Annotated in this window: 17 protein-coding genes; 12 read left to right on the plus strand and 5 right to left on the minus strand. The window is 40.6% G+C overall.

Translation table 11 applies throughout. The features are described 5' to 3' along the window. Positions 1–416 precede the first annotated feature (416 nt). From ACS5PU_RS18135 to ACS5PU_RS18175, 9 genes are all read left to right on the plus strand, one after another. The gene (locus ACS5PU_RS18135) at positions 417–821 is read left to right on the plus strand and encodes a hypothetical protein (RefSeq protein WP_439460575.1); all 405 of its coding nucleotides are present in this window, start codon (positions 417–419) and stop codon (positions 819–821) included. A 5-nt stretch (positions 822–826) separates the two neighbouring features. Beyond that, complete coding sequence (locus ACS5PU_RS18140; protein ID WP_439460576.1) at positions 827–1,618, plus strand: phosphatase PAP2 family protein; 792 nt, start codon at positions 827–829, stop codon at positions 1,616–1,618. Positions 1,619–1,758: 140 nt separating this feature from the next. Continuing rightward, on the plus strand, positions 1,759–3,003 hold the full coding sequence (locus ACS5PU_RS18145; protein WP_439460577.1) for a TolC family protein: 1,245 nt from the start codon (positions 1,759–1,761) through the stop codon (positions 3,001–3,003). A 2-nt stretch (positions 3,004–3,005) separates the two neighbouring features. Continuing rightward, the gene (locus ACS5PU_RS18150) at positions 3,006–3,932 is read left to right on the plus strand and encodes an efflux RND transporter periplasmic adaptor subunit (protein WP_439460578.1); all 927 of its coding nucleotides are present in this window, start codon (positions 3,006–3,008) and stop codon (positions 3,930–3,932) included. Positions 3,933–3,934: 2 nt separating this feature from the next. Next, positions 3,935–6,991, plus strand: a complete 3,057-nt coding sequence (locus tag ACS5PU_RS18155) for an efflux RND transporter permease subunit (RefSeq protein WP_439460579.1) — start codon at positions 3,935–3,937, stop codon at positions 6,989–6,991. Between the two features lie 46 nt (positions 6,992–7,037). Further along, the gene (locus ACS5PU_RS18160; protein ID WP_439460580.1) at positions 7,038–8,045 is read left to right on the plus strand and encodes a YncE family protein; all 1,008 of its coding nucleotides are present in this window, start codon (positions 7,038–7,040) and stop codon (positions 8,043–8,045) included. Positions 8,046–8,585: 540 nt separating this feature from the next. Then, positions 8,586–10,913 carry a beta-galactosidase gene (locus ACS5PU_RS18165; RefSeq protein ID WP_439460581.1) on the plus strand — a complete coding sequence of 776 codons (2,328 nt, stop codon included), beginning with the start codon at positions 8,586–8,588 and terminating at the stop codon, positions 10,911–10,913. Positions 10,914–11,044: 131 nt separating this feature from the next. After that, a complete protein-coding gene (locus tag ACS5PU_RS18170) occupies positions 11,045–12,397 on the plus strand; it encodes a Gfo/Idh/MocA family protein (RefSeq protein WP_439460582.1) in 1,353 nt (450 codons plus the stop codon). A gap of 116 nt (positions 12,398–12,513) precedes the next feature. After that, on the plus strand, positions 12,514–13,605 hold the full coding sequence (locus tag ACS5PU_RS18175) for a phosphotransferase enzyme family protein (protein WP_439460583.1): 1,092 nt from the start codon (positions 12,514–12,516) through the stop codon (positions 13,603–13,605). Between the two features lie 508 nt (positions 13,606–14,113). Here the strand turns inward: ACS5PU_RS18175 and ACS5PU_RS18180 are convergent. The 4 genes from ACS5PU_RS18180 to ACS5PU_RS18195 form a co-directional block, all read right to left on the minus strand. After that, positions 14,114–14,584 carry a GtrA family protein gene (locus tag ACS5PU_RS18180; protein ID WP_439460584.1) on the minus strand — a complete coding sequence of 157 codons (471 nt, stop codon included), beginning with the start codon at positions 14,582–14,584 and terminating at the stop codon, positions 14,114–14,116. Then, complete coding sequence (locus ACS5PU_RS18185) at positions 14,578–15,270, minus strand: CDP-alcohol phosphatidyltransferase family protein (protein ID WP_439460585.1); 693 nt, start codon at positions 15,268–15,270, stop codon at positions 14,578–14,580. The genes ACS5PU_RS18180 and ACS5PU_RS18185 overlap by 7 nt, the downstream gene beginning before the upstream one ends. 157 nt (positions 15,271–15,427) lie before the next feature. Continuing rightward, positions 15,428–16,234 (minus strand): phytanoyl-CoA dioxygenase family protein, encoded by an 807-nt coding sequence (locus ACS5PU_RS18190; RefSeq protein ID WP_439460586.1) that lies wholly within the window; start codon positions 16,232–16,234, stop codon positions 15,428–15,430. 698 nt (positions 16,235–16,932) lie between these two features. After that, the gene (locus ACS5PU_RS18195; RefSeq protein ID WP_439460587.1) at positions 16,933–17,721 is read right to left on the minus strand and encodes an SDR family NAD(P)-dependent oxidoreductase; all 789 of its coding nucleotides are present in this window, start codon (positions 17,719–17,721) and stop codon (positions 16,933–16,935) included. Positions 17,722–17,848: 127 nt separating this feature from the next. On the opposite strand from ACS5PU_RS18195, the gene ACS5PU_RS18200 reads away from it, so the two are divergent. Beyond that, a complete protein-coding gene (locus tag ACS5PU_RS18200; protein WP_439460588.1) occupies positions 17,849–20,200 on the plus strand; it encodes a TonB-dependent receptor in 2,352 nt (783 codons plus the stop codon). Between the two features lie 3 nt (positions 20,201–20,203). Then, the gene (locus tag ACS5PU_RS18205) at positions 20,204–21,298 is read left to right on the plus strand and encodes a PepSY-associated TM helix domain-containing protein (protein ID WP_439460589.1); all 1,095 of its coding nucleotides are present in this window, start codon (positions 20,204–20,206) and stop codon (positions 21,296–21,298) included. On the opposite strand, the gene ACS5PU_RS18210 is transcribed toward ACS5PU_RS18205, so the two are convergent. Then, positions 21,293–21,709: an SRPBCC domain-containing protein gene (locus tag ACS5PU_RS18210; protein WP_439460590.1), complete on the minus strand. Its 417-nt coding sequence runs from the start codon at positions 21,707–21,709 to the stop codon at positions 21,293–21,295. The genes ACS5PU_RS18205 and ACS5PU_RS18210 overlap by 6 nt on opposite strands. Before the next feature lie 697 nt (positions 21,710–22,406). On the opposite strand from ACS5PU_RS18210, the gene ACS5PU_RS18215 reads away from it, so the two are divergent. Then, positions 22,407–23,387 (plus strand): N-acetylmuramoyl-L-alanine amidase, encoded by a 981-nt coding sequence (locus ACS5PU_RS18215; protein ID WP_439460591.1) that lies wholly within the window; start codon positions 22,407–22,409, stop codon positions 23,385–23,387. Positions 23,388–23,584: the final 197 nt, after the last annotated feature.

Raw genomic sequence — 23,584 nt, forward strand, 5'->3', positions numbered from 1 at the left:
ATTTGTGTTGTCACCGGGAGATTTGAACTGCAATATTTGCCCGCAGATTAAGAAGATTACCGCAAATTTTTTATTGTCCTCGTTTGTATAGAGGATAATTGTGAACCGCGATTGTATCGCGTAAGTTTAAAAGTATTTTATTTAGGAGTTGAGATAGCTTATCATGCATTACAAAGGCATATCTCAGCCATCACCGTTACAAACGAGGACGATGGTGTCTTCTATGCCATAAAAAAATCCATTTTGCGTAAATCTGTCTGATCAACGGGAAATTTAAACCGAAATATCTGCCTGCAGACCATAAAGATATCCCGGAATTTCGTAGGGCTAGCCCAAAACGCTTTTAATTTTCTACAAGCAGTTAACTACAGATTTTCTACATAATTGAATTATAGTTTTGATTAAAATTTAAAGCTATGAAAACATTTTTTGGAATTTTATTGCTCGCAACCGGAACGGTTAGCTTGGCTCAGGCTCAAAAACTAAATGCAACTAAAGTACCTGCCGAAGTTAAAGCCGCATTTGCAAAACTCCATGCCGGAACGAAAGTTTCATGGGAGAGGGAAAAGCACGATTACGAAGCCGGTTTTACCTTGAACGGTAAAGAAACTTCGGAAGTTTATTCGGCTAAGGGCTTGCTGTTAGAAACAGAAGTGGAAATTAAATCTACCGAATTGCCAGCTGCAGTTCTGGCTAAATTAAAAGGAGCAAAAATTACCGAGGCTGCTAAAATTACCAAAGCAGATAGAACCATATATTATGAAGCCGAAGTAAAAGGAAAAGATCTTTTATTTGATCCCAACGGAAATCCTGTAAAATAGTCATCATGCGTAATTTCTTCCATTGTACAATACTTTTCCTTTCCGTTACTTTTTCGTGTGCAGGTCAAAGTATCGATTCCATTAATAATAATGCTACCGACTCATTAGGAAGGTGGTATACAGGCAATGCTGTGCCAAAAAGAAGATTTAAGACAGCTGCATTTATTGTGCCTGTAGTATTGGCGGGCTATGGTTTTGCTGCGGTTTACGATCATGGCGCTTTAAAACAGCTCGACTTGAGTACCAAAGCAGAATTACAGGAAGACCATCCTCTATTTGCGGCCCATGTTGATGATTATTTACAATTTGCACCCGCCGCCGCGGTGTATGCACTTAATCTTTCGGGCGTAAAAGGTAAACACAACCTGTTCGATGCCTCTATGCTGTATGTTACTTCGGCGGCTATTATGGGCGTTTCTACCCATTTTGTAAAACAGGGTGTGGGCAGGGAACGGCCTAATGGAAACGGCGAAAACTCTTTCCCATCCGGACATACGGCATCGGCATTTATGGCCGCAGAGTTTTTGCACCAAGAGTATAAAGACGTTAACCCGTGGATTGGTTACGCTGGTTATTTTGTGGCCACGGCTACCGGAACGTTACGCATGTACAACAATAAACACTGGTTTAGCGATGTGGTGGCAGGCGCAGGATTCGGCATTGCTTCTACAAAAATATCTTATCTGGTGTATCCGTACATTAAAAGCCTTTTTACAGCAAAGAAAGACACGAACTTTACTTTAATGCCTTTTCACCAACAGGGAAGTACAGGTTTGATGCTTTCGGGCAGGTTTTAAGGTGGTAATGGATGTGCGATTAATTTTTAGCTGCTCAAAAATCAGCTACAGACTTTCTTCATAATTGATTGGTAATTTAGGCCTGCTTAGCTGTTGTAAAGTATTAAAAAAGAAATATTTGAGGTGAATTAATGTATAAAATGAAGCTAAAATTAACCTGCTTGGTTCTTTGTGTGTTTGCCTCTACTGCAAGTAAGGTGGCTCAGGCACCTTCAAAAAATCTTGCTTATTATTTAAAAGAGGCCGAATCAAATAGTCCCTTACTTAAAGATTTTAAAAACCAGCAACGTGCTAACGGGGTAGATAGTTTAATTGTTCGTGCTTCCGGAGGTCCACAGGTTACGGGAAGCGCTGCAGGGATGTATGCACCCATAATACGGGGTTATGGTTACGATGAAGTACTTACCAATGGACAAGCCTTAGAAGCTCTGCTCAATGTTAACTACGATCTCCTAAATAAAAAGCGGATCAATAATCAATTGGAGGGGATTAAGATCCAGAGCGATTCTATAAAATATGCTGGTCAGCAATCGCTATTTGATTTGCAGCGATCCATTGCCGATCAATACATTGTGGCCTATGCCAGTCAGCAGCAGGTAGGTTTTAACCTTGAGGTGATTTCGTTACTGGAGCAGGAAGAAACATTATTAAAGAAATTAACCAGAAGCAATATTTACAAACAATCAGAGTATTTAACTTTTCTGGTTACGTTACAACAACAGCAATTGGCGCTAAAACAGGCAGAGTTGCAGTTTAAAAATGATTACGCCACATTAAATTACCTGGCAGGCATAACCGATACTGCACAGGTTGTACTGGCCGATCCACAATTACAAACAGGTGTAGCCACTATTGCGCAAAGCTTTTTTGGTAAACGCTTTGAGATTGACAGTTTAAAAAACAGCAATCAGAAAAACGCAATTGATCTCAGCTATAAGCCCAAACTCGGTGTGTACGCCAATGGAGGGTATAATTCTTCGTTTGTTTTACAGCCTTATAAAAATTTTGGGGCAAGTGTGGGTTTTACTTTTTCGGTGCCTATTTACGATGGCCATCAAAAAAAGATGCAATACCAAAAGCTTAATCTTTCGGCTAAAACAATAGCCGATTACCGCAATTTTTTTACCCGTCAGCAACAACAACAGTTAAACCTGATCAGGCAACAGCTTGATCAAACAGATGCGCTTTTTCCGAAAATAAACGAACAGATCCGTTTTAGCAAAGGTTTAATTGATGTAGACCGTAAACTGATGCGTACCGGCGATTTAAAGGTTGCCGATTTTGTAATTGCCATTAACAATTACCTGGCAGCGCAGAATCTGTTGCGCCAAACCAATATTAACCGTTTAAAACTGATCAATCAATTTAACTACTGGAACCGTTAACGATGAAATGCGATTTAAATTTTTTATGCAGCTGCATTGCCGCCCTGCTTATCATTTCGGGATGTAATCATTCAGAATCGGCAGATACGGTTGATGAACCTTCGCCCGTTACACCTGTTCAGGTTACAACTGTGCAGGATAGTTCACTTGCCGAATCGGTAGAGCTTTCGGCGGTTTCTGCCTACTTGGAAAAGAGTTTTGTAAAGGCCAATATCAATGGTTATATACAAAGTACACAAGCCGTAATGGGCAAGCAGGTTGGCAGTCATCAATTGCTGTTTAGTTTAATTACCAAAGAAGCAAAATCCATCGGCAATAGTGTAAACAAGCTTGATGCAGGATTTAAATTTTCGGGTATTTCCAATATCAGGGCCGATCAGGCGGGCACTATTGTTCAGGTAAATCATCAGAAAGGAGATTATGTGCAGGATGGAGAAGCCTTGGCAACCATCAGTAACCGCAATAGCCTTGTTTTTTTGCTCGATTTGCCTTACGAGTATAACCGGCTGATTAACCAGAACAAAACAGTGGATATTCTGCTGCCCGATGGCACAAAAATGAACGGAACCGTTTCGGGCACGATGCCTTCGGTCGATTCCGTTGCACAAACCCAGCGTTATATCCTTAAAGTTAGCGCAGGAAAAAATATACCCGAGGGTTTGATTGCAAAGGTGAGATTAACCAAGGTAAATCATGCGCAGGCACAGGTATTGCCAAAATCGGCAGTATTGGCGAATGTAACAGAAGATGAGTTTTGGGTAATGAAACTCATCAACGATTCTACCGCAGTAAAGGTAAAAGTGAAAAAGGGAATTGAAAGTCAGCAAACCATTGAAGTGCTCGAACCCAGATTTTCGAAAAACGACCGGATCATTACTTCGGGGAATTATGGTATAGCCGATACGGCCAAAGTTAAAATCCAGTACTAACGATGAACAAGTTTTTCGTTTCCCATAAAAACCCAATTCTGGCCGTACTGCTGATCATTATAGTAGGTGGTGTTTATTCTTTTAGTCAGCTGAAAACCGGTCTTTTCCCTGAAATTACCTTTCCAAAGATTAAGATTATTGCCGACGCAGAACTGCAGCCTGTTGATAAGATGGTGGTTACCGTAACGCGCCCTTTAGAAAATGCAGTAAAACAAGTTCCCGATCTTCAATTGGTTAGAAGTACCACCAGTCGTGGGAGTTGCGAGCTTTCGGCCTTTATGAACCCTGGCGCCGATATCGATCTGAGCCAGCAGCGCATAGAATCGCAGATTGCCAAAATAAGTGCTTCATTGCCGGCCGGCGTTAATATTTCAGTCGAAAAAATGAACCCTTCTATCCTCCCGGTAAGTGGATATAGCCTGGAAAGTCACAACTATTCGCCCGCCGAGCTGAAAAAAATTGCAACTTATACCGTAAAGCCATTCCTTTCGCAGGTGGATGGGGTTTCCGAGATCCGTGTAATTGGCGGTAAAAGCAAAGAATATTGGCTGGAACTTGATGTACAGAAAATGCAGGCGCTGGGCATCACGCCCGATCAGATCAGCAGCACACTCAGTCAAACCAATTTTATCAAATCTAACGGCTACCTGGCCGATCATAATTATTTATATCTGTCCGTAACCGATGCTACCGTAAAAAACAAAAGCGATTTAGAAAACCTGGTGCTGAGCCGAAAAGGCAACCGTATAATCAGGGTGATGGATGTTGCAAAGGTAAATATTCAGCAGAGTGTAGAATATACCCGCATCAATGCGAATGGAAAAGATGGAATCCTGATTGCGGTAATTAAACAGCCCAACGCCAACCTGGTCGATCTCTCTAACGAGATGTATGGCAAGGTTGCACAATTGAAGCATATTTTGCCAGCAGGAGTAACCATTAAGCCTTATTATGTGCAGGCCGATTTTGTAAACGAATCGGTAAAAAGTGTACGCGATAGCTTGTTAATTGGTTTAGTGCTGGCTATAGTAGTGGCGATTGTTTTTTTAAGGTCGTTCAAGGCAAGTGCAACAATATTGATTACCATTCCGGTTACCCTCTGTTTAACCGTAATTGTGCTTTATTTTATCGGTTATTCGCTCAATATTATGACATTAGGTGCGATTGCTGCAGCTATAGGTTTAATTATAGATGATGCCATTGTGGTGGTAGAACAAATTCACCGCACGCACGAAGAACATCCGCAAGAGCTTACCATGCGCCTGCTGAGCAAAGCCGTTGGTTATCTTTTTCCGGCGATGCTGGGTTCTTCTATTAGTACCATTGTAATTTTTGTGCCCTTTGTGTTGATGACCGGTGTTGCAGGTTCTTATTTTCAGGTAATGACCAATACCATGATTATTACCCTGGTTTGTTCATTCTTTGTTACCTGGATTGGTTTGCCGGTAATTTATCTTTTACTTACCCGCAAAGGGGGTAGTCATGCCGTTTCAGATAAAAAAGTGGAGGTACACGAGGTGAAACCGCAAAACTGGGTGCGTTATTTTATACAACGGCCCTATGTCTCTATCATATTTCTGCTGGTATTAGTGAGTTCAATCGTGTTGGTTTTTCCGCGCCTAGCAACCGGATTTCTGCCTGAAATGGATGAAGGGAGTATTGTTTTGGACTATGCTTCGCCTCCGGGCACTTCGCTCGAAGAAACCGACAGGATGCTTAAAGAAGTAGAAAAAGAAATCGTTAAAATACCCGAGGTACAGGCTTACTCTCGTAGAACAGGAACGCAGATGGGTTTCTTTATCACCGAACCCAATACAGGCGATTATCTCATCCAGCTTAAACCAAACAGGACGAAAAGTACCGAAGAGGTGATTTCAGAAATACGTACGCACATCGAAAATACCCAACCTGCACTGGTTATCGATTTTGGGCAGGTAATTGGCGATATGCTGGGCGATTTAATGAGTTCTACCCAGCCCATTGAAGTGAAAATTTTTGGTAACGATCAGGAAAAACTGCAGGGCTTATCTAAAAAGGTTGCAGGTATTGTTTCGCATATAAGTGGCACAGCCGATGTTTTTGATGGTATTGTACGTTCGGGACCAACGGTAAATATCGAACCGAACTTTGCTATGCTGGCGCAGTATGGAGTTAGTCCGGCCGCTTTTCAATCGCAGCTTCAAACGGCGATGCAAGGTACTTTAATTGGCGATTTATACGATAAACAACAGCTAGCACCCATCCGTATGGTTTATCCCGGCAGCCGTGCATTTAGTGTGGCCGATATCAATAAACTTAAAATTTTCCTGGCAGATGGAACAGCCGTTCCGATAGGGCAAATGGCCAAGGTTACGCTGCAATCGGGCAATGCTGAAGTGGAAAGGGAGAATTTGCAGAGTATTGGGGTAGTTACTGCAAGACTGGATGACCGCGATCTTGGCAGCGTAATGAAAGATCTGCAAGGAGCTGTAAATAAAAATATAAACCTGCCATCAGGTTATCACATCGAATATGGCGGTGCCTATAAAGAGCAACAACAATCTTTCTCCGAACTGCTAACCATTCTGATTGCATCAAGTTTGCTGGTATTTAGTGTAATCCTATTCCTATTTAAAGATTTCAAAATTGCCTTTTTCATTTTGCTGATTTCGGTTTTGGGGATTTCTGGCAGTTATTTAGCCCTGTTTTTAACCAATACACCATTAAATGTGGGCAGTTATACAGGCTTGATCATGATTGTGGGCATTATTGGCGAAAATGCCATATTTACTTTTTTACAGTTTAAAGAATCGCTGCACAATCAAAGTGTTGATGATGCCATTACTTTTGCTATTTCTACCCGTTTGCGGCCAAAATTAATGACTGCCTTAGGTGCAATTATCGCCTTAATGCCTTTGGCTTTAGGTATTGGGGCAGGGGCACAGCTTCATCAGCCATTGGCCATAGCTGTAATCGGTGGTTTTATAGTCGCATTACCATTGTTGCTCATTGTTTTGCCCAGCCTAATTAGAAAAGGCTATCAATCGCCCCAACTTTCAGAAGATTCTGTTAAAGCATAACCATTTTTAAAGCCAAGCCATAAATCAACCTTAAATTAAAAAAAAAATGAAAAAGAAATTCTTATCCGTTTTGGTTCTTATTGCCGTTTCACTTACATCAATTGCACAGCAAAAAAGCGGTTTGCGTATACTGGCCGTTCATAAAATTCAGAGCGATGGAGGTTGGGATTATCTAAGCATCGATCAGCAGCATAACAACCTTTTTGTTTCTCACGGCAATCAGGTAAATGTATTGAACAAGAATAACGGCGATTCGGTTGGCGTAATTTCCAATACGTTAGGTGTACATGGAATTACAATAGCCAATGCTTTCGGTAAGGGCTACACCACTAATGGCAAGGCTGGTTCTTGTACGGTTTTCGACCTAAATAACTTTAAGGTTTTAGGCCAGGTTAAGGTAGGGCAGAACCCTGATGCCACTTTTTTTGATGATTACAGCAAGAAAGTGATTGTATTTAATGGCAAAAGTAATGATGCCAGTATTATCGATCCGCAAGTAGATAAAGTTATTGCGACCATTGCTTTAGGTGGTAAACCGGAAGCGGGCGTATCAGACCGGAAAGGAAAAATATACGTGAATATTGAAGATACGGGAGAAATTGTTTGTTTTGACAGCAACAGTTATAAAGTTTTGTCAAGATATAAACTAAGTGGAGGAGAAGAACCATCAGGCCTTGCTATCGACCGTTCGACATCCAGGCTGTTTACTGTTTGTGCCAACAAGTTAATGTTTATTCTGGATGCCAAAACAGGTAAACAGATCGCTTCTTTACCTATTGGCGATAATTGCGATGGTGTAGTTTTCGATCCGGCTACCAAATTGGTTTACTGTGCAAATGGAGTGGGCAATATTACTGTGGTGAAAGAAATCTCTGCAAATAAATTTATGGTGCACGAAACGGTAAGCACAGCAGCAGGTGCCAGAACTATTGCTATTGATTTGACCAGTCACCATCTATTCTTACCTACAGCCAGTTTCGAAAAAAGTACCAATGCAAGCGAGCGGCCACACCGTGTTGCTGGCAGTTTTAAAATTCTGGAAGTAGGAAAATAAAACCATTACCGCAAAAATATAAGGGTGCCGGGAAGCAGATAGTGTTTCTCCCGGCACTTTTTTTATTTAATCTTTGAGGTTTTTTTACAATGCACTTTAACAGTTTCGTAATCTTGATGAGATTACTTAATTCTATAAAATCTATAGGATTTTTAATGTAGATCTGCGTTATTTATCCATTTATTTCTGTGGGGAGCGTTGCAATGCTGTTTTCCCGCAGATTTTTGCAGAAAAGGGCCACAGATTTTAATTGAGTGCTTAAAAATTTGCCACGGAAGCATAGACAATTTAGTTCGTTTTTGACCTTATATCCGTAAAATGCCCTCATAACTGCACTTCCGTAGTTATGGAAGCCGGCTGGTCCTTAAAAAGTGTATACCACTTTCATGCTAATGCCATTCCGCGCTTTCGTTTAATCCATACAATCAGGTAACATGAAAATTAGTCAATCGTTTGCGCTGTTATTTATGTTGTTTTGCTCGTTTGCTTGTTCTAATTTTAAAAAATACAAATCGACAAAACCGAACAAAAACATTACGCATGCGCATCCATTTGCTAAAAAAAATATTTCCTGTAGCACTGTTAATTGGCTTATCAATTAATAGCTGGGCCCAAAAAGAGGCTTCCTTTGCTATAGGCAACGAATTTTTTGAGCTGAACGGAAAGCCATATGTAATACGCTGCGGCGAAATGCATTTTGCCCGCATACCCAAAGCCGAATGGAAACAGCGTTTGCAAATGGCCAAGGCAATGGGATTAAATACGGTTTGTGCCTACTTGTTCTGGAATATGCACGAAAAACAGCCCGATCAGTTTACCTGGACAGGCCAAAGTGATGCAGCAGAATTTTGCCGCTTGGCAAAAGAAGTAGGCTTGTATGTTATTTTACGTCCGGGGCCATATTCTTGTGCCGAATGGGAGTTTGGCGGCTTCCCTTGGTGGCTACTTAAAGATAAGAGCATCCGTTTGCGCACACAGCATCCTTATTTCCTCGCCCGATCGAAAAAATACCTCCTCGAAGTAGGTAAACAACTGGCACCCTTGCAGATTAGCCGTGGTGGTAATATCATTATGGTGCAGGTAGAAAACGAATACGGCAGCTATGGCAACGATAAAGATTACATGAATATCATCAAAGCCAATTTGAAAGAAGCAGGCTTTACCGTTCCATTATTTCACTGCGACGGGCCATCGCAGTTAAAAAACGACCATCCCGATGGTTTATTTGCCGTGGTAAATTTTGGCAGCGGTCCGGAGGCTAATTTTAAAGCTTTAAGGGCCATACAGCCTACTGGACCATTAATGTGCGGCGAATATTATCCCGGCTGGTTTGATAGTTGGGGCAGGCCGCACCACAAAGGCGATACCCAGCGCATAGTGGCCGAACTGAAATACATGCTCGATCAAAAAGCTTCTTTTAGTATTTACATGGCCCATGGCGGTACCAGTTTCGGTACTTACAGCGGGGCAAATGCGCCGCCATACCTGCCACAAACCACTAGCTACGATTACGATGCACCTATTGATGAGGCCGGCAAAGCCACCGAGAAATTTTATGCCATCCGTAAACTGTTTGGCAATTACCTGCAAGAAGGAGAGGTGCTGCCCGAAGTGCCTGCTGCAAATAAGATCCAGAAACTGCAACCGGTTACCTTTTCGGCTGTAGCGGTGCTGGACAAAAACCTGCCAAAACCTGTACTGGCCGATACGGCTATATTGATGGAAGATTTAGATCAGGATTTTGGCTGTGTGGTATACGAAACCAATTTAAACGCAGGTAAAAAAGCAACATTGATTTTTAAGGATGTGCACGATTATGCATTGGTATATGTAAATAGTACTAAAATAGGAGAGCTGGATAGGCGCAAAGGCAAATTCAGCATCGAAATTCCGGCACGCAACAGTAAAAGTGTGTTAAAGATTTTGGTAGAAGCCACCGGAAGGGTTAATTACGGATACCAGATGCACGATAGAAAAGGCATACATGGCGAAGTATACCTTTCTGAAAACGGAAAACAGACTGCAGTAAAAGGCTGGAAAAACTATCCGGTAAGGCTTGGTGAAGTTAACATACCGCTCCGGTACGAGAAGCTTAACCACCAGCCCGCTTCGGCTGCATTTTACAAAGGTAGTTTTACCGCCCAAAAACTGGAAAATACTTACCTCGATATGGGGAAATGGAATAAAGGATTAGTTTGGTTAAATGGGATGTGCTTGGGCAGGTACTGGAATATCGGCCCAACGCAAACCATGTTGGTACCGGGCAGCTGGCTTAAAAAAGGCCAGAATGAAGTTGTTGTTTTTGATCTCTTCGGCACGGAAAAACCGAGTTTGGGCTTTTTAGATCAACCTGTTCTGGATGTGGTAAATGAAAAACAGCCGCAATTGCACCGAAAAGAAGACCAAAATTGGGTGCAGGGCACTCAGCAAGCTTATGCCGAAGGCAGTTTTGCAAACGACAATAAATGGCAAACAGTTGCTTTTAAGCTGGTTACCGCCAGGTATTTCTGCTTGGAAGCCTTAACAGAACAAAAAGGGCAGCCCTACACCTCAGTGGCAGAAATTGTACTGGTAGATGATAAAGGAAATGAAATTCCACGGAGTGATTGGAAAATAGTTTTTGCCGATAGTGAGGAGCTGGGCGGCGATGATGGCAATGCAGCCAATGTTTTCGACCTGCAGTTTACCAGTATATGGCATACCCAATGGGAAAGTAAATCGCCAAAACCACCACATCAGCTGGTTATAGATTTAGGAAAAAATTACACTATAAAAGAATTAAAACTCTTGCCAAGGCAGGATAACGCAAACGGAAGGATTAAAGATTACAGGTTATATTTCGATCAGAAACTTTTTAAAAACCTGTAAAACCTAATATGAATAAGGCTTTGAAAATTAATGGCTTTAAAAAAAGAAATGTGCTGAAATGCCTCAAGTAAAACGTTTGTTCAAATAAATTTAATCAACAAAAACTAAATAACAAATATTAAGAAACACAAATGGAACGTAGAGAATTTATCAGAAATGGTGCAGTTACAGCGGCCGGTATAACCATCCTGCCAACTGGAAGTTTATTTGCATCATCAGACAGTGGAAAAGTTAGGCTAGGATATATCGGTGTTGGTGCACGTGGTATGAGCCATATCTCTGAAGGTGTATTGAGAGATGATGTAGAAATTGTGGCAATTTGCGATACCCAGGAAAGCTCACTTAAAGTTTGCCGTAATTATATTGCTAAAAAAGGAAGACCTGCAGCAACAGAATATACTGGCGGTGTAGATGCCTACAAAAAGTTGATTGACCGTAAAGATATAGATGCAGTAATTATTGCTACGCCATGGCAGTTTCACCGCGATCAGGCTGTTGATGCCATGAAAGCGGGTAAATATGTTGGTTGTGAGGTTATTGCGGGCTTAACCGTGCAGGATCACTGGGATATTGTAAACACTTCTGAAAAAACCGGAATGCCTTACATGACTTTGGAGAACGTTTGTTACCGTAGAGATGTAATGGCTGCCTTAAACATGGTACGCCAGGGTTTATTTGGTGAATTGGTTCACTTAGAAGGTGGTTATCAGCACAATTTAAGAAACGTATTATTTAACAACGGTAAAGATTATTATGGCGGTGGGGTAGAGTTCGGCCCGAAAGCTTTGAGCGAAGCACAATGGCGTACCCAGTTCAACATCGATCAGGATGGCGATCTGTATCCTACGCACGGCGTAGGCCCATTAATGCAATATGCCAATATCAACAGGGGTAACAGTTTCACTAGTCTGGTATCTTTCAGCTCAAAAGCAAGAGGATTGGCGGCATACGTAGAAGAGCTTTCTCCTGGTCACCCTAACGCTAAAATCAACTATAAAAACGGTGATGTTACCACTACACTGATCAACTGTGCAAACGGCGAAACAGTTTTGTTAAGCCACGATACCCACTTGCCACGCCCGTATTCTATCGGTTTCAGGGTACAGGGAACAAAAGGGCTTTGGATGGATGTAAACAAATCGGTATACATCGATCATAAATCTAAAAAAGATGATGTATGGGATCCTGCGAAAGAATGGTTCGATAAATACGATCACCCGCTTTGGAAAAAATACGAAGCAGAAGCTGTAGGCGCAGGCCATGGAGGTATGGACTGGTTCGTATTCAACGGTTTTATCCAAGCAGTTAAACAGAAAAAACAAACGCCTATTGATGTTTACGATTCAGTAACCATGAGTGTAATTACACCACTTTCTACCAAATCATTAAAAGAAGGGAATATGCCACAGAAATTCCCTGATTTTACCAAAGGAAAATGGAAAGACCGTAAAAATACATTCGCTTTAGACGATAGCGGCTTTTAGTCTCGGTTGCGGGCAGCGCTGAAAGGCATGCCCGCATATTATTAACACAACTTTATTCAGGCTAGTTATTTTAGGGCTTACCTGAAACAATTTTCATTCAAATACATTACCATCTTATGTTTCAAGAAGTTCTAGGTGCTTATGGACTTAACGTAGAAAAGTTTAAAATTGAACCCTTTGGTTCGGGGTTGATTAACCATACCTGGAAAGTTTACAGCAGCGAAAAAGCCTATATTTTGCAGGAAGTTAATACCGAGGTTTTTCGCCAGCCGCAAAACATAGCCCAAAATATTGAGACAATAAAAAAATATCTGGATCAAACCGCTCCCAAGTATTTATTTGTTGCACCCATTACCGCCAAAACCGGCGATGATTACGTAGTGATCGATGATCACTTTTACCGCATTTTCCCTTTTGTTGAAAATTCTTGCTCAATTGATTTTGTGCACAAGCCAGAGCAGGCTTACCACGCTGCCAAGCAGTTTGGTAAATTTACCAGGATGCTGTGTGCCTTCAATGTGAAGAAACTTAAACCAACCATCGAGGATTTTCATAACCTTCCACTGCGCATCGAGCAGTTTAAAATGGCTTTAGAAAATGCAACCGAAGAGCGGATTATCGAGGCCAAGTTTCCGATTCAGGAAATTATTAGGCTTTACGATATAGAAGAACAATATGTACACATGGTTGATAGCGGCGCGCTTAATTTACGTGTGGTGCATCACGATACCAAAATTAGCAATGTACTTTTACAGGTAGATACGGGTGTGGGCTTGTGCGTAATCGATTTGGATACCGTAATGCCTGGTTACTTTATCAGTGATGTGGGCGATATGATGCGTACCTATCTTTCGGAAGCGAATGAAGAAGAACGCGATTTCAGTAAAATAGCCATCAGGGAAGACGTTTTTGCCTCCATACATAAAGGCTATATGGAAGAGATGGACCAGGTGCTAGGCTTTGCCGAAAAACAGTTCTTTATTTATGCGGGTAAATTTATGATTTACATGCAGGCCGTAAGGTTTATTACCGATTTTTTAAACGGTGATATTTATTATAAAACCACTTATCCAGAGCATAACTTAATCCGCGGTTTAAACCAGATCGATTTATTGACCAAATACATGGCCAAAGAATCAAGGTTTCAGGAGATTATCCAAAAGATTAACGAAGACCGCATCGGCGAAGGAACAAAAATATTAAATTAATAAGGTAAAGGTAAGGTGCCCGGTTTTTTAGGCTTCATCGTTTGAGCTGGGCGTCCTTTTTACCTTTTATTTCATCTGGGTGAGATCTTATGTGGCAAAGAATCATCAAAGTATAAATTACTGAATTTAATATGAATGACTGCTACTCCAGATCGTCATTTCGAGCGGAGTACAACGTAGCCGAGAAATCTGTCTCAATATATTCCTCAGTTCCGCCGCCAGTGAAAAGTTGGCTGGCTCGATCTGATAGCTATTGGATCGAAATATCAATTCTTCTATTCGGTCTGTCAAAGGTGACATAACGAAGCATCTAAATTGACCAATCGCTATGTAAATGGCCACGGAAGCACGGAAAACACGGAGCGGCTGATAGTTTAGCCAAAGATTAGCAGATGTAAAACGCATTTACTATTAATTTTAACAAGGCCGAAGAGCCTTTTGACCGTTTAAATCAGCGCTTTTTATCCATTTAAATCTGTGGTGAAAATTTGCAATTACCTTTTAACACCTAAACCCGCTGTTTATTACCTATAGGTTCAAAATAATCTTCCTCGTCGTAATCAAAATCAGCCGATTTGTTAAGCCTAAATACCCAATATTTCATCAGTGGATAGTTAAAACCATAAGAAACAATGCTATCTATCAAGAGTCTGCCAATTTTATAATCCAAATTTAAACTGCTGTGCAGTAAATAAGTGCCGGCCGATTTTAGCGTGATGCTGCCTAAAACTACGGTAAAAAAACGGATAAGCTGTCCGCTTGTGGAGCTGTGGTAGCCGCTATCGGTTTTAAACGCCCAATACCTGTTGATGCAAAAGTTTACAATACCGCCAACAGTACCCGAGATTAAGATCGAAATGGTGAAATGGATATTTAGCCACTCCGTTAAGAGTATCATTAAGCCATAATCCGTAACGCCGCCAGAAAAAGCAGATACCTGAGCCTTTAAAAAAAGCTTAATTGAATTCCAGCTTACCATCTTCTTTCCTCCCTGTCTCTCGCATCTCCGGCTTTTAATAATTTAAGGGTATCAATTATATTGATGACCAATAGCAAAATGGTAATGGCTGAGGCAAAATAGATAATGGCACCAGGGATCAATATTTCGGCGATCAGGATTACTGAAATAATTACACGGAGTTCTGTTGGTCCCAATAACCCCGAATCTATTTGGTACTGGCCGGTAATTTTATAGCGGAGCTGCGAAATAATCATCGACCAGCCATATAATACCACGAACAGAAAAGCCAACACCTGCGAAGGGCCATCTGCATAAAAATAATAACCCAGTCCAATCAGGATAATGCTTAGCCAGTCCATAATAATATCGAGGGCGAAGCCATACCATTTGCGTGGGGTTTGCCTGTAGTAGGCCAACCTGCCATCTAAAGAATCGCCAAACCAGTTTATGGCCAAACCTAAAACCCCAATGGATAAGTAGGTCCGTACATAGAAACTGCCCATTAAAAAAGCAACAAAAACAATAATTGAACCCAATAAACCAATGCCTGTTAAGATATTCGGCGTTACCCAGTCCGGAATTTTTTTAAGTAAAAAGAGGATCAGGCGCTGCTCTCCCTTATGTAAAATATTGGTCCGTTCGCGGTCTGAAAAAACCTTTTTACCAACGGTTTGCGCCTCTTGCTGCGTGATGTTATCGCTCAATTTAAACTCCTGCTACAATAAAACCGAAAAATATGACCGTTTCTGGCCTATAGAATTTTAAGCTGATTCTCTTTGGGATGCCCTTTGAGAAATCGCCAAGCCGTTTTAGCTTCCCTGATCTAACCAGGTAACTAACTAGTAAAACAATCAGCATGAATTATTTAACGATGCCTGCAAAGCGCTGGTAAAATACTGTCGGACTGTTCTCATTTTTCGGTGCATATTTCCCGGCAATAATTGGGATATAAATTACCCTTCTTCTGCTTTCTTCGCCACGCACCGCCGATTCTGCAACCCTGTGCCACAGCCTGCCATCGTGTATGGTCAAATCTCCGGCTTCGGGCAGTATCGAAACTTCCTGTGCATCGGGTTTGTTATCCAAGAAATATTTCTTACGGAAAAGCATTTGATAAATACTCTGTTTATGTGTGCCAGGAATAATTTTTAAGCCACCATTTTCGGGTTGTAAAGTACTTAAATGGATACCCACATTTAACATCGGGTTTAGTTTGGCACCATAAAAAATATCCCTTAAACCATCTGTATGCCAGCCCATTTTGGTAAACTTACTCTCAGGTCCGTTAATGTAGTGGTTAAATACCATGCCGTCCTTTTCTTCCGTACCTAAACGTGCACCATCGCCTGCCAGTTGCAGCAGTGCATTAAAACGCGGATCTAACAGTAAACCGCTTAAAGTTTGGTGCTGCTGATTGATAAAGGCAAAACGCTGTACAATGGGAGCGCCATCCAGGTCTTTTCCGTATTTAATGGGCACGCCATTTATTTTCTTGGTATCTTGCGCTATCCATTTTTGCTCTACCTGCTTAGAAGCATCAATAATAGAAGAAACGGTTTCGGGTTTAATGAAATTTTTGAAATGGATAAATCCATGGGTATGGAAAAAATCGAGCTGTTGCTGGGTTAGTTGTTCAGATAAGGTAAAGGTTGGATACGATGTGGCCATGGTGAAAAAAGTTAAAAGTTTAAGAAATGGGTATAGGAGTAATAGTTATGCGCAGCAACAGCACATTCGCATTGGCGAGTGGTTCGGTACTGAAGGAAAATAAAACAGATTTGTTTTATCCGACATAATCTATAGATTTAGTAGTATTTAATACAAACGTAACATATTTTTAATATTCCAAAGAATTTTATTTTATTTTTTTATTTTTTTTTGTGCTGATTCAGAATTTTATACGGTAAGCTTAGATAGAATTACTTTGCAGCTGATAGCAGGGGAGTGGTATTACTGTGGTTGATTACCTTTCTGCTATGCGGGTTAGGAAGGTGTATAGATTGCTTTATCTACCGTTTGTCATCCTGAGCGTGGTGGAAGGATCTTTTTGAAAGGGATCAATCGAGAATCGCTTCAGACAATTCCGTCAATCCCAGCAAAGTAGGAAATCTTAAGACGTTCGTTATGTTTTGTCAACACCTTACACCACTTATAGTTATGTTTCTGACTTGTAGCAACCGCTGTTAATAAACCCGATTGGAATGAAAAGCCCGTAAACGAAGTATGAGTGCGGACTTGAAATGTAAAGCGGGGCTGGAGCTGCCATAAGCACTGAACTGTTCATTTCCTAACCGATTAAACATTGTTGAATTATTTTTAGCTATCCAAGGAAATTAAGCTACTAAAACCATAAACCTTAACCTAATCTAAGTTTTATAAATGCCTGCAGCCATTTTCTCAATAAAGCCTTTTGGCAATATCCTGTTGGCATATACACTGATAATATTAGTAAAACCCGGAATAATCTCAGATTTTTTGGCGAAAAGACCCTTAACCGCAATTTCAGCTACATCATCTGGCTTCATATTAAACCTTTCGGCCATTTTGTTAAAAGCATCCAAGCCGGCACGGTGTGCAAAACCGGTATCAACAGGTCCGGGACTAAGGCAGCTTACCGAAACGGGGCTATTTTTAAGCTCGAACCTCAATGCCCTGCTAAATGATAGAACATAGGCTTTGGTTGCCGAGTAAATGGCCAATGTAGGCACAGCCTGGTAGGCCGCAGTACTAGATACGTTAAGAATATACGCCTCACGTTCTTTAGCCAAATTAGGAAGCAGCAAGTGGCATAAAGCGGTTAGGGTGGCCATATTTAACTGGCACATGGCTAACTGATCGGCTAGGGGCAATTCGCTAAATTTACCCCAAAGGCCATAGCCTGCATTGTTAATCAAGATGTTGAGCCGATAGTTATTTTCACTTACCCAGTTAAACACTTCATGAGGTGCCTCCGCAGTGCTTAAGTCGATGGATAAGATATCAACTTTAACACCGTAGCTGCTTTTAAGTTCGGTTTGCAATTCCTGCAGTTCGGCTGTAGAACGTGCAACAAGCAGCAGGTTAATTTTCCTTTTGGCCAAAGCAAAAGCCATTGCGCGGCCAATCCCCTTACTTGCTCCCGTTATCAGTGCGTATGTACTTGGTGTTTCCAGCATCTTTATCAATGTGATTTAACACAAATATCAAATAAATCTTCATAATCAATATCCCTAACCTATCTTTTTTGATTAATTATTTTTAACAAGTCTAAATAATGTTAGCTTTGCCCAAATTTCAATTTTCATGAAGCACTTATCTATACCATTCTTATTCGCAGCTTTTTTAACCCTCTTCTCTACAAGTCTTTTTGCCCAAACAGAAAAGGGAACACTTAATGGAAAGGTGGTCGATTCGGTAGGGAACAGTATTCCATTTGCCAATATACAGGTGAAAAAACATAATCTTAAAACCACATCTGATAAAGGAGGCTTTTTTAAGCTAAGCGCCGTTCCGGTAGGGAATCAGGTGTTAAGGATATCGATTACAGGTTTCGATCAGTTGGAGAAAAGTATAGTGGTTGCCGTTAACGATACGGCTACAGTTACTTTTGTAATGAAGGAGCAGAGCGAAGGACTTAACGATGTAATTGTTTCGGCCAGCAGGCGCCCTGAGTCGTTATCGCAAACACCTTCATCGGTAACCGTGCTTACTGCAAAAGAATTAAGTACACAATCTACCATAAGTCCGAATTTAGCCAATATACTTTCTTACAGCGTACCCGGATTAGGTTTTTCTACCAACCAAACGGGCAACTCGGGTCAAACCTTGCGTGGCCGTAACGTACTGGTTTTAATCGATGGTATTCCACAATCTACGCCGCTTAGGGCAGGTGGAAGGGATATCCGCAGTATCGATCCTTCGGTTATTGAACGGGTTGAAGTGATTAAAGGTGCAACGGCTATTTATGGCAATGGCGCTGAGGGCGGTTTAATTAATTACATTACCAAAAAGGCCGATAAGGGTAAATCGTTCGGTGGGTATTCGCAGGCCGGTATTACCGGAAATTTAAAAGGGGATAGTACTTTGGGCTACCGTTTTTCTCAGCAGCTTTATGGCAAGGCCGATAAGTTCGATTATCTGGTAAGTGGCATGTTCGAAAAAACAGGTGTTTACCGCGATGCCGATGGTTTGGTAATTTCGCCAGAGTATGGTTTGGGCGAAACCAAATCGTACAATGGTTTTGTTAAACTGGGCTATAACTTTACGGCAAAACAGCGCCTGCAAGTGATGTATAACTATTTCAGTTCTAGGCAGCATTCTAAGTACACTACCAAAGATGGTGTTTATGGTCAATCGCCTGCTATTGGTATTTATGGTGCCAGGCTGGGAGTAGATGAGGGTACCAGGTTTAACCACAATGCCAACCTGCAATATACCAACCAACAGATTTTTGGTAAAACCGATTTAACGGCCAACCTGTATTACCAGGATTTTTATACCATTTACTCTAATTCGGCTTCGTTTTTTGGTGGTGGTCAATCGGCCATTACTTCTACCAAAAAAGGTGCAAGGGTAAACCTGAATACGCCATTTAACCTAAGCGCTTCGGTACCGGTGCAATTAAACTACGGTTTAGATTTAATGAACGATAAAACTGCCCAGAGCTTAACCGATGGGCGTTTATGGGTCCCAGACATGAATATGGTTAATTTTGCACCCTATTTACAGGCTTCTACCACGGTATTTAACGATTTAACTATAAAAGGAGGCTTAAGGGTAGAAAATATCAATATTGATGTGGACGATTTTAATACACTGGCTACAGGTGCCAACGGGGCGGGAAGCATTGCAGTACAGGGCGGAAAATTAAACTATAATGCTTTGGTATTTAATGCCGGCGCCCGTTATTCTAAATTTAAATTCTTTAATCCTTTTATCAGCTACGCACAGTCGTTTTCAGTATTCGAGCTGGGCAGGGTACTTAGGGCTGCCAAAAGCAATACGTTATCGCAGTTAGAAACCAAGCCCATCATTGTAAACAATTACGAAGCAGGCTTTAGCAGTGCCATAGGCAAATTAAACTTCAGTGCGGCTTACTATTACAGCACCTCTAAATTGGGCGCTAACCTATTGGAAGTTAACGGTACCTATATTTCGCAGCGCATTCCTGAACGTGTTTATGGCTTTGAACTGCAGGCCGATTATCAGGTACTGCGCGATTTAAGTATTGGCGGTAATTATGCCCAGGTTGAGGGGAAAGGCGATGTAGATGATGATGGCAATTTTAACGGTGATAAAGATGTTTACCTGAACACTACACGTATCCCACCATCAAAAACAACCGTTTATTTGAAATATACAGGTATTAAAAACCTAAGTTTAGATGTAAACTGGATGCGGGTAGGTAACCGCGACCGTTTTAAAACGAATGCTGCGGGCAAATACCTCATCGGAGAAGGCCCTGTAAAAGCATTCAACCTCTTTAACTTAGCGGCAGCATACCAGATTACCCAGCCTTTAAGATTATCGCTAGGTGTAGAAAACCTGTTAAATAAAGTGTATTACCCGGCAATATCGCAGTTTTACGGTAGCAACGTAAATTATGTTCGTGGAAACGGCCGCAGGTTTAACCTTGCGCTGGGCTACGCTTTTTAACGTATGAAAAATAAGAAGTTTAAAAATACCATTAGGAACATCCATCTCTGGCTAGGCCTTGCAACGGGCCTGGTGGTATTTATCATTAGTATTACCGGTGCACTTTACATCTTTGAAGAGGAGATAAGGGAAGTTACACAAAAAGATTTCCGCTATGTAACTCTCCAACAGAAGCCTTTTGTAGGTTTAGATAAAATTATTGTCAACTTCGGGAAAATTTCACCCAAAGATCAGTTAAAATTGATCAGGATTGAAGATGGATTTCCAAATGCCACGGTAGAAATTACCTCCAAAAAAAGTGCTGTTTACTATTTTAACCCGTATGATGCATCGCTGGTGAAAAAGGGTAGCGAAGATTGGCTCGGGGTTGTTGAGCATATTCATACTTCGCTATTGCTGGGCAAAACCGGTGAGCTTATCATGCAATGGTCGGTGGTTATTTTTGTACTGATGCTCATCACCGGGTTGGTGCTGTGGTTTCCGGGGCAAATGCGTTTGCTAAAGCAATCGTTAACCATTAAAAGAAAAGCTTCTTTTAAACGGCTTAATTACGATCTACACAACGTAATGGGCTTTTACGCATCGATTATATTATTGGTTACTGCTTTAAGCGGACTTTATTTTGCCTTTAAAGGTGTAAAAACTGCGGCGAGCTTTTTTACGGGCAGTAAATTGGGTCAGGGTAAAGCAGTTGTTTCGGTTAAGTCTGTTCAAATCGATCCGTTGCCGATACGCTACAATAAAATTTATACTGAAGCCAAAACGAAGTATCCCGGTGCTATTTCAAGCAGTTTTTCGTTGAGGGGGAAGGGTGAGTTAAGGCTCAGGCTGATTTATCCATACCGCTGGGCCAGAAAACAGAATACCTTTTTTTACGAGGAAGCTACCGGAACCATGATCAGGGCCAAACTGTACAAAGATTTTAACGGTGCAGATTTGATCGAAGCAACCAATTACGACCTGCACACGGGAAGGCTTTTGGGCCTGCCCAATAAAATCCTTTCGTTTTTTGCCGCATTAATTGCTGCAAGCTTGCCCATTACAGGTTTTATCATCTGGTGGAAGAAGAGAAAGAAACCCAAAAAGAAAGCGCTATAGCTGTTCAGCGTAATCTTTAAGCTGGTTCAATCCCGATTGACAGAATTCTTGCTGCATGGCTAAATTGAGGTGGGCAACAGGTTCGAAGGTTTCACTAAGTGTAACTGGCTGGCTACCGGTAAAAACAATGAGTGTTTTTCTGCCGTCATGAAGGGTATAGGCTATGCTTTCGTGTGGGGTAATTTGAGTGTAAACTCCCTTAAAGTTGAACCTCTCACTACCATCTTTCTTTACCATAACGTATAAAAAACTACCACCAACAATTAGGTTGTTTTCGATCTTTTCGTTAATCCAGTCATCAAATGGGGCATTCCATTTTATAATATGTACAGGATCATTCCAAAGCTCCCAAACCAGCTCAATTGGTTGGTTTATGGTTACGCTGGCTATTATAATATTTTCATTATCCATCTTTCTTGAAATTGTTGGCTAAAATTAACTGTTGATGAGCAGTTTATTAAGGGCGATTTAAGACATTTTAAGGGTGGCGAAAAGACTAATCTCAAATTTTTCCATACAATTTTCCTGTCTTTTTAAGATTCAAAGTGTATAATGATATAGACAAAGCAAACAAAACTGCTTAATCAATGTATTACTAATTCCTCTAACACGGGAGTAATTTGGAAAGGGGTAGATATGGATGTGTCTACCCTTTCCTAATTTTACAACATTGGGTTTTAAAAGTTGTTTGGTTCATTTTGTTCAGTATTAATTTGGTTTCACCCTTTCAGGTTGTACGCTAATTTCAACTATTTGTTTAAAGCTGTGTTGTTTTAGCATGGATGATAGGGCAAATTTAATTCTCGGCATTATTTTTTTGTTGGCAGGTATAGTGGTATTTTACATTATTTTTAAGCCCGACAGGGAAAAGAAGAGATAAATGGAAATGTGAAAATGCTGACCCTTTTTCTTCAAATCAGATCATTTCATTCCAGCTTATACGCGAGTATTTTTGCTTATTTCCGTTTTAATTATTTTAAGCGGATAAAACCTAAAAACGGTTGTCAAAAAAAATAATGGATATGTTAAAATAAAAAAGCTGTAATTTTCTTTTCGTAAATATTTGGGTTAAAAATTATTAACTGAAATCTACCATAAGAAAAATACAATGATATCTAAATCAGGCTTTACAAAATTTAATATTTCTGAAATTGAAGAGTGGATTGCGAACTTAAGAGTGGCCAAAACAATCCTGTATATCCAACAGCACCATACCTGGAATCCCAGTTACATTTCTTTTCACAACAACAACCATTTTGAACTACAATTGGCCATGAAAAATTACCATGTAAGCCATAATGGGTGGATGGATATTGGTCAGCATTTTACCACTTTTCCAGATGGTAGTATTTTAACCGGCAGAAGTTTAGAACAGAGCCCAGCTTGTATTTATGGTTTTAATGCCAATGCCATCTGCATCGAAAACCTGGGTAATTTCGATCTTGGGAAAGATACCATGACAGCTGCACAGCAAGAAACTGTTGTTAGGCTTACAGCTGCTTTATGCAAGAAGTTTAATTTTACCATTAATAGCGATAGGATTGTGTATCATCACTGGTTCAATTTACTAACCGGAGAGCGGAATAATGGCGCCAAGAATAATAAGAGCTGCCCCGGCACCAATTTTTTTGGTGGCAATAAAGTGGCCGAATGTGAGGAAAATTTCCTGCCATTGATTGCCGATGCGTTAAATGCGGTTGTTCCACTTACGGTTATACCAGTATTAAAATATGTTTGTGTTATTGTAAGCATACTAAACATTAGAGCTGACGCCAGTGCCAAAAGTAAAAAAGTAAAAGGAAGAGAGGCAGCAGTATCAGGTGCTATTTTAAGGGTTTATGAAATTAAAAATGGTTGGTACAGGATATCGTCTTCCGCTAATGATTGGGTAAATGCTTCTTATACCAAAGATGTAAAACGCTATAGCGTAAATGCAGATGTTTTGAATGTACGTAGCGGTCCGGGTACTGCTTACCCCAAAGTTGCCTCCCTATCCAAAAACCAGGAAGTATTCGTACCGAAGAAAAAAATAACTGATATAAAATTTCGATGGATAATAAATGGATCAAAAAAGAGTTTTTATCTCTAGTGGTGTAATTTTAAAATTTAAAAATTAGACTCAATATCAAAATTAGTAATTGTATAGATATAATACCTAAATGTATGGTTAATTGTATTTTGTAGCTATTAATAATTAAGTGATATTTTTTATCTACAAAGTTAAAAACCCTAATCTTTAAGGTTTTAAAATATTAGTCGTCAGCATATTAAACGGTAATACTGTTC

Origin of the sequence: Pedobacter sp. GSP4 (assembly GCF_051857575.1) — a bacterium.
GTDB lineage: Bacteria > Bacteroidota > Bacteroidia > Sphingobacteriales > Sphingobacteriaceae > Pedobacter.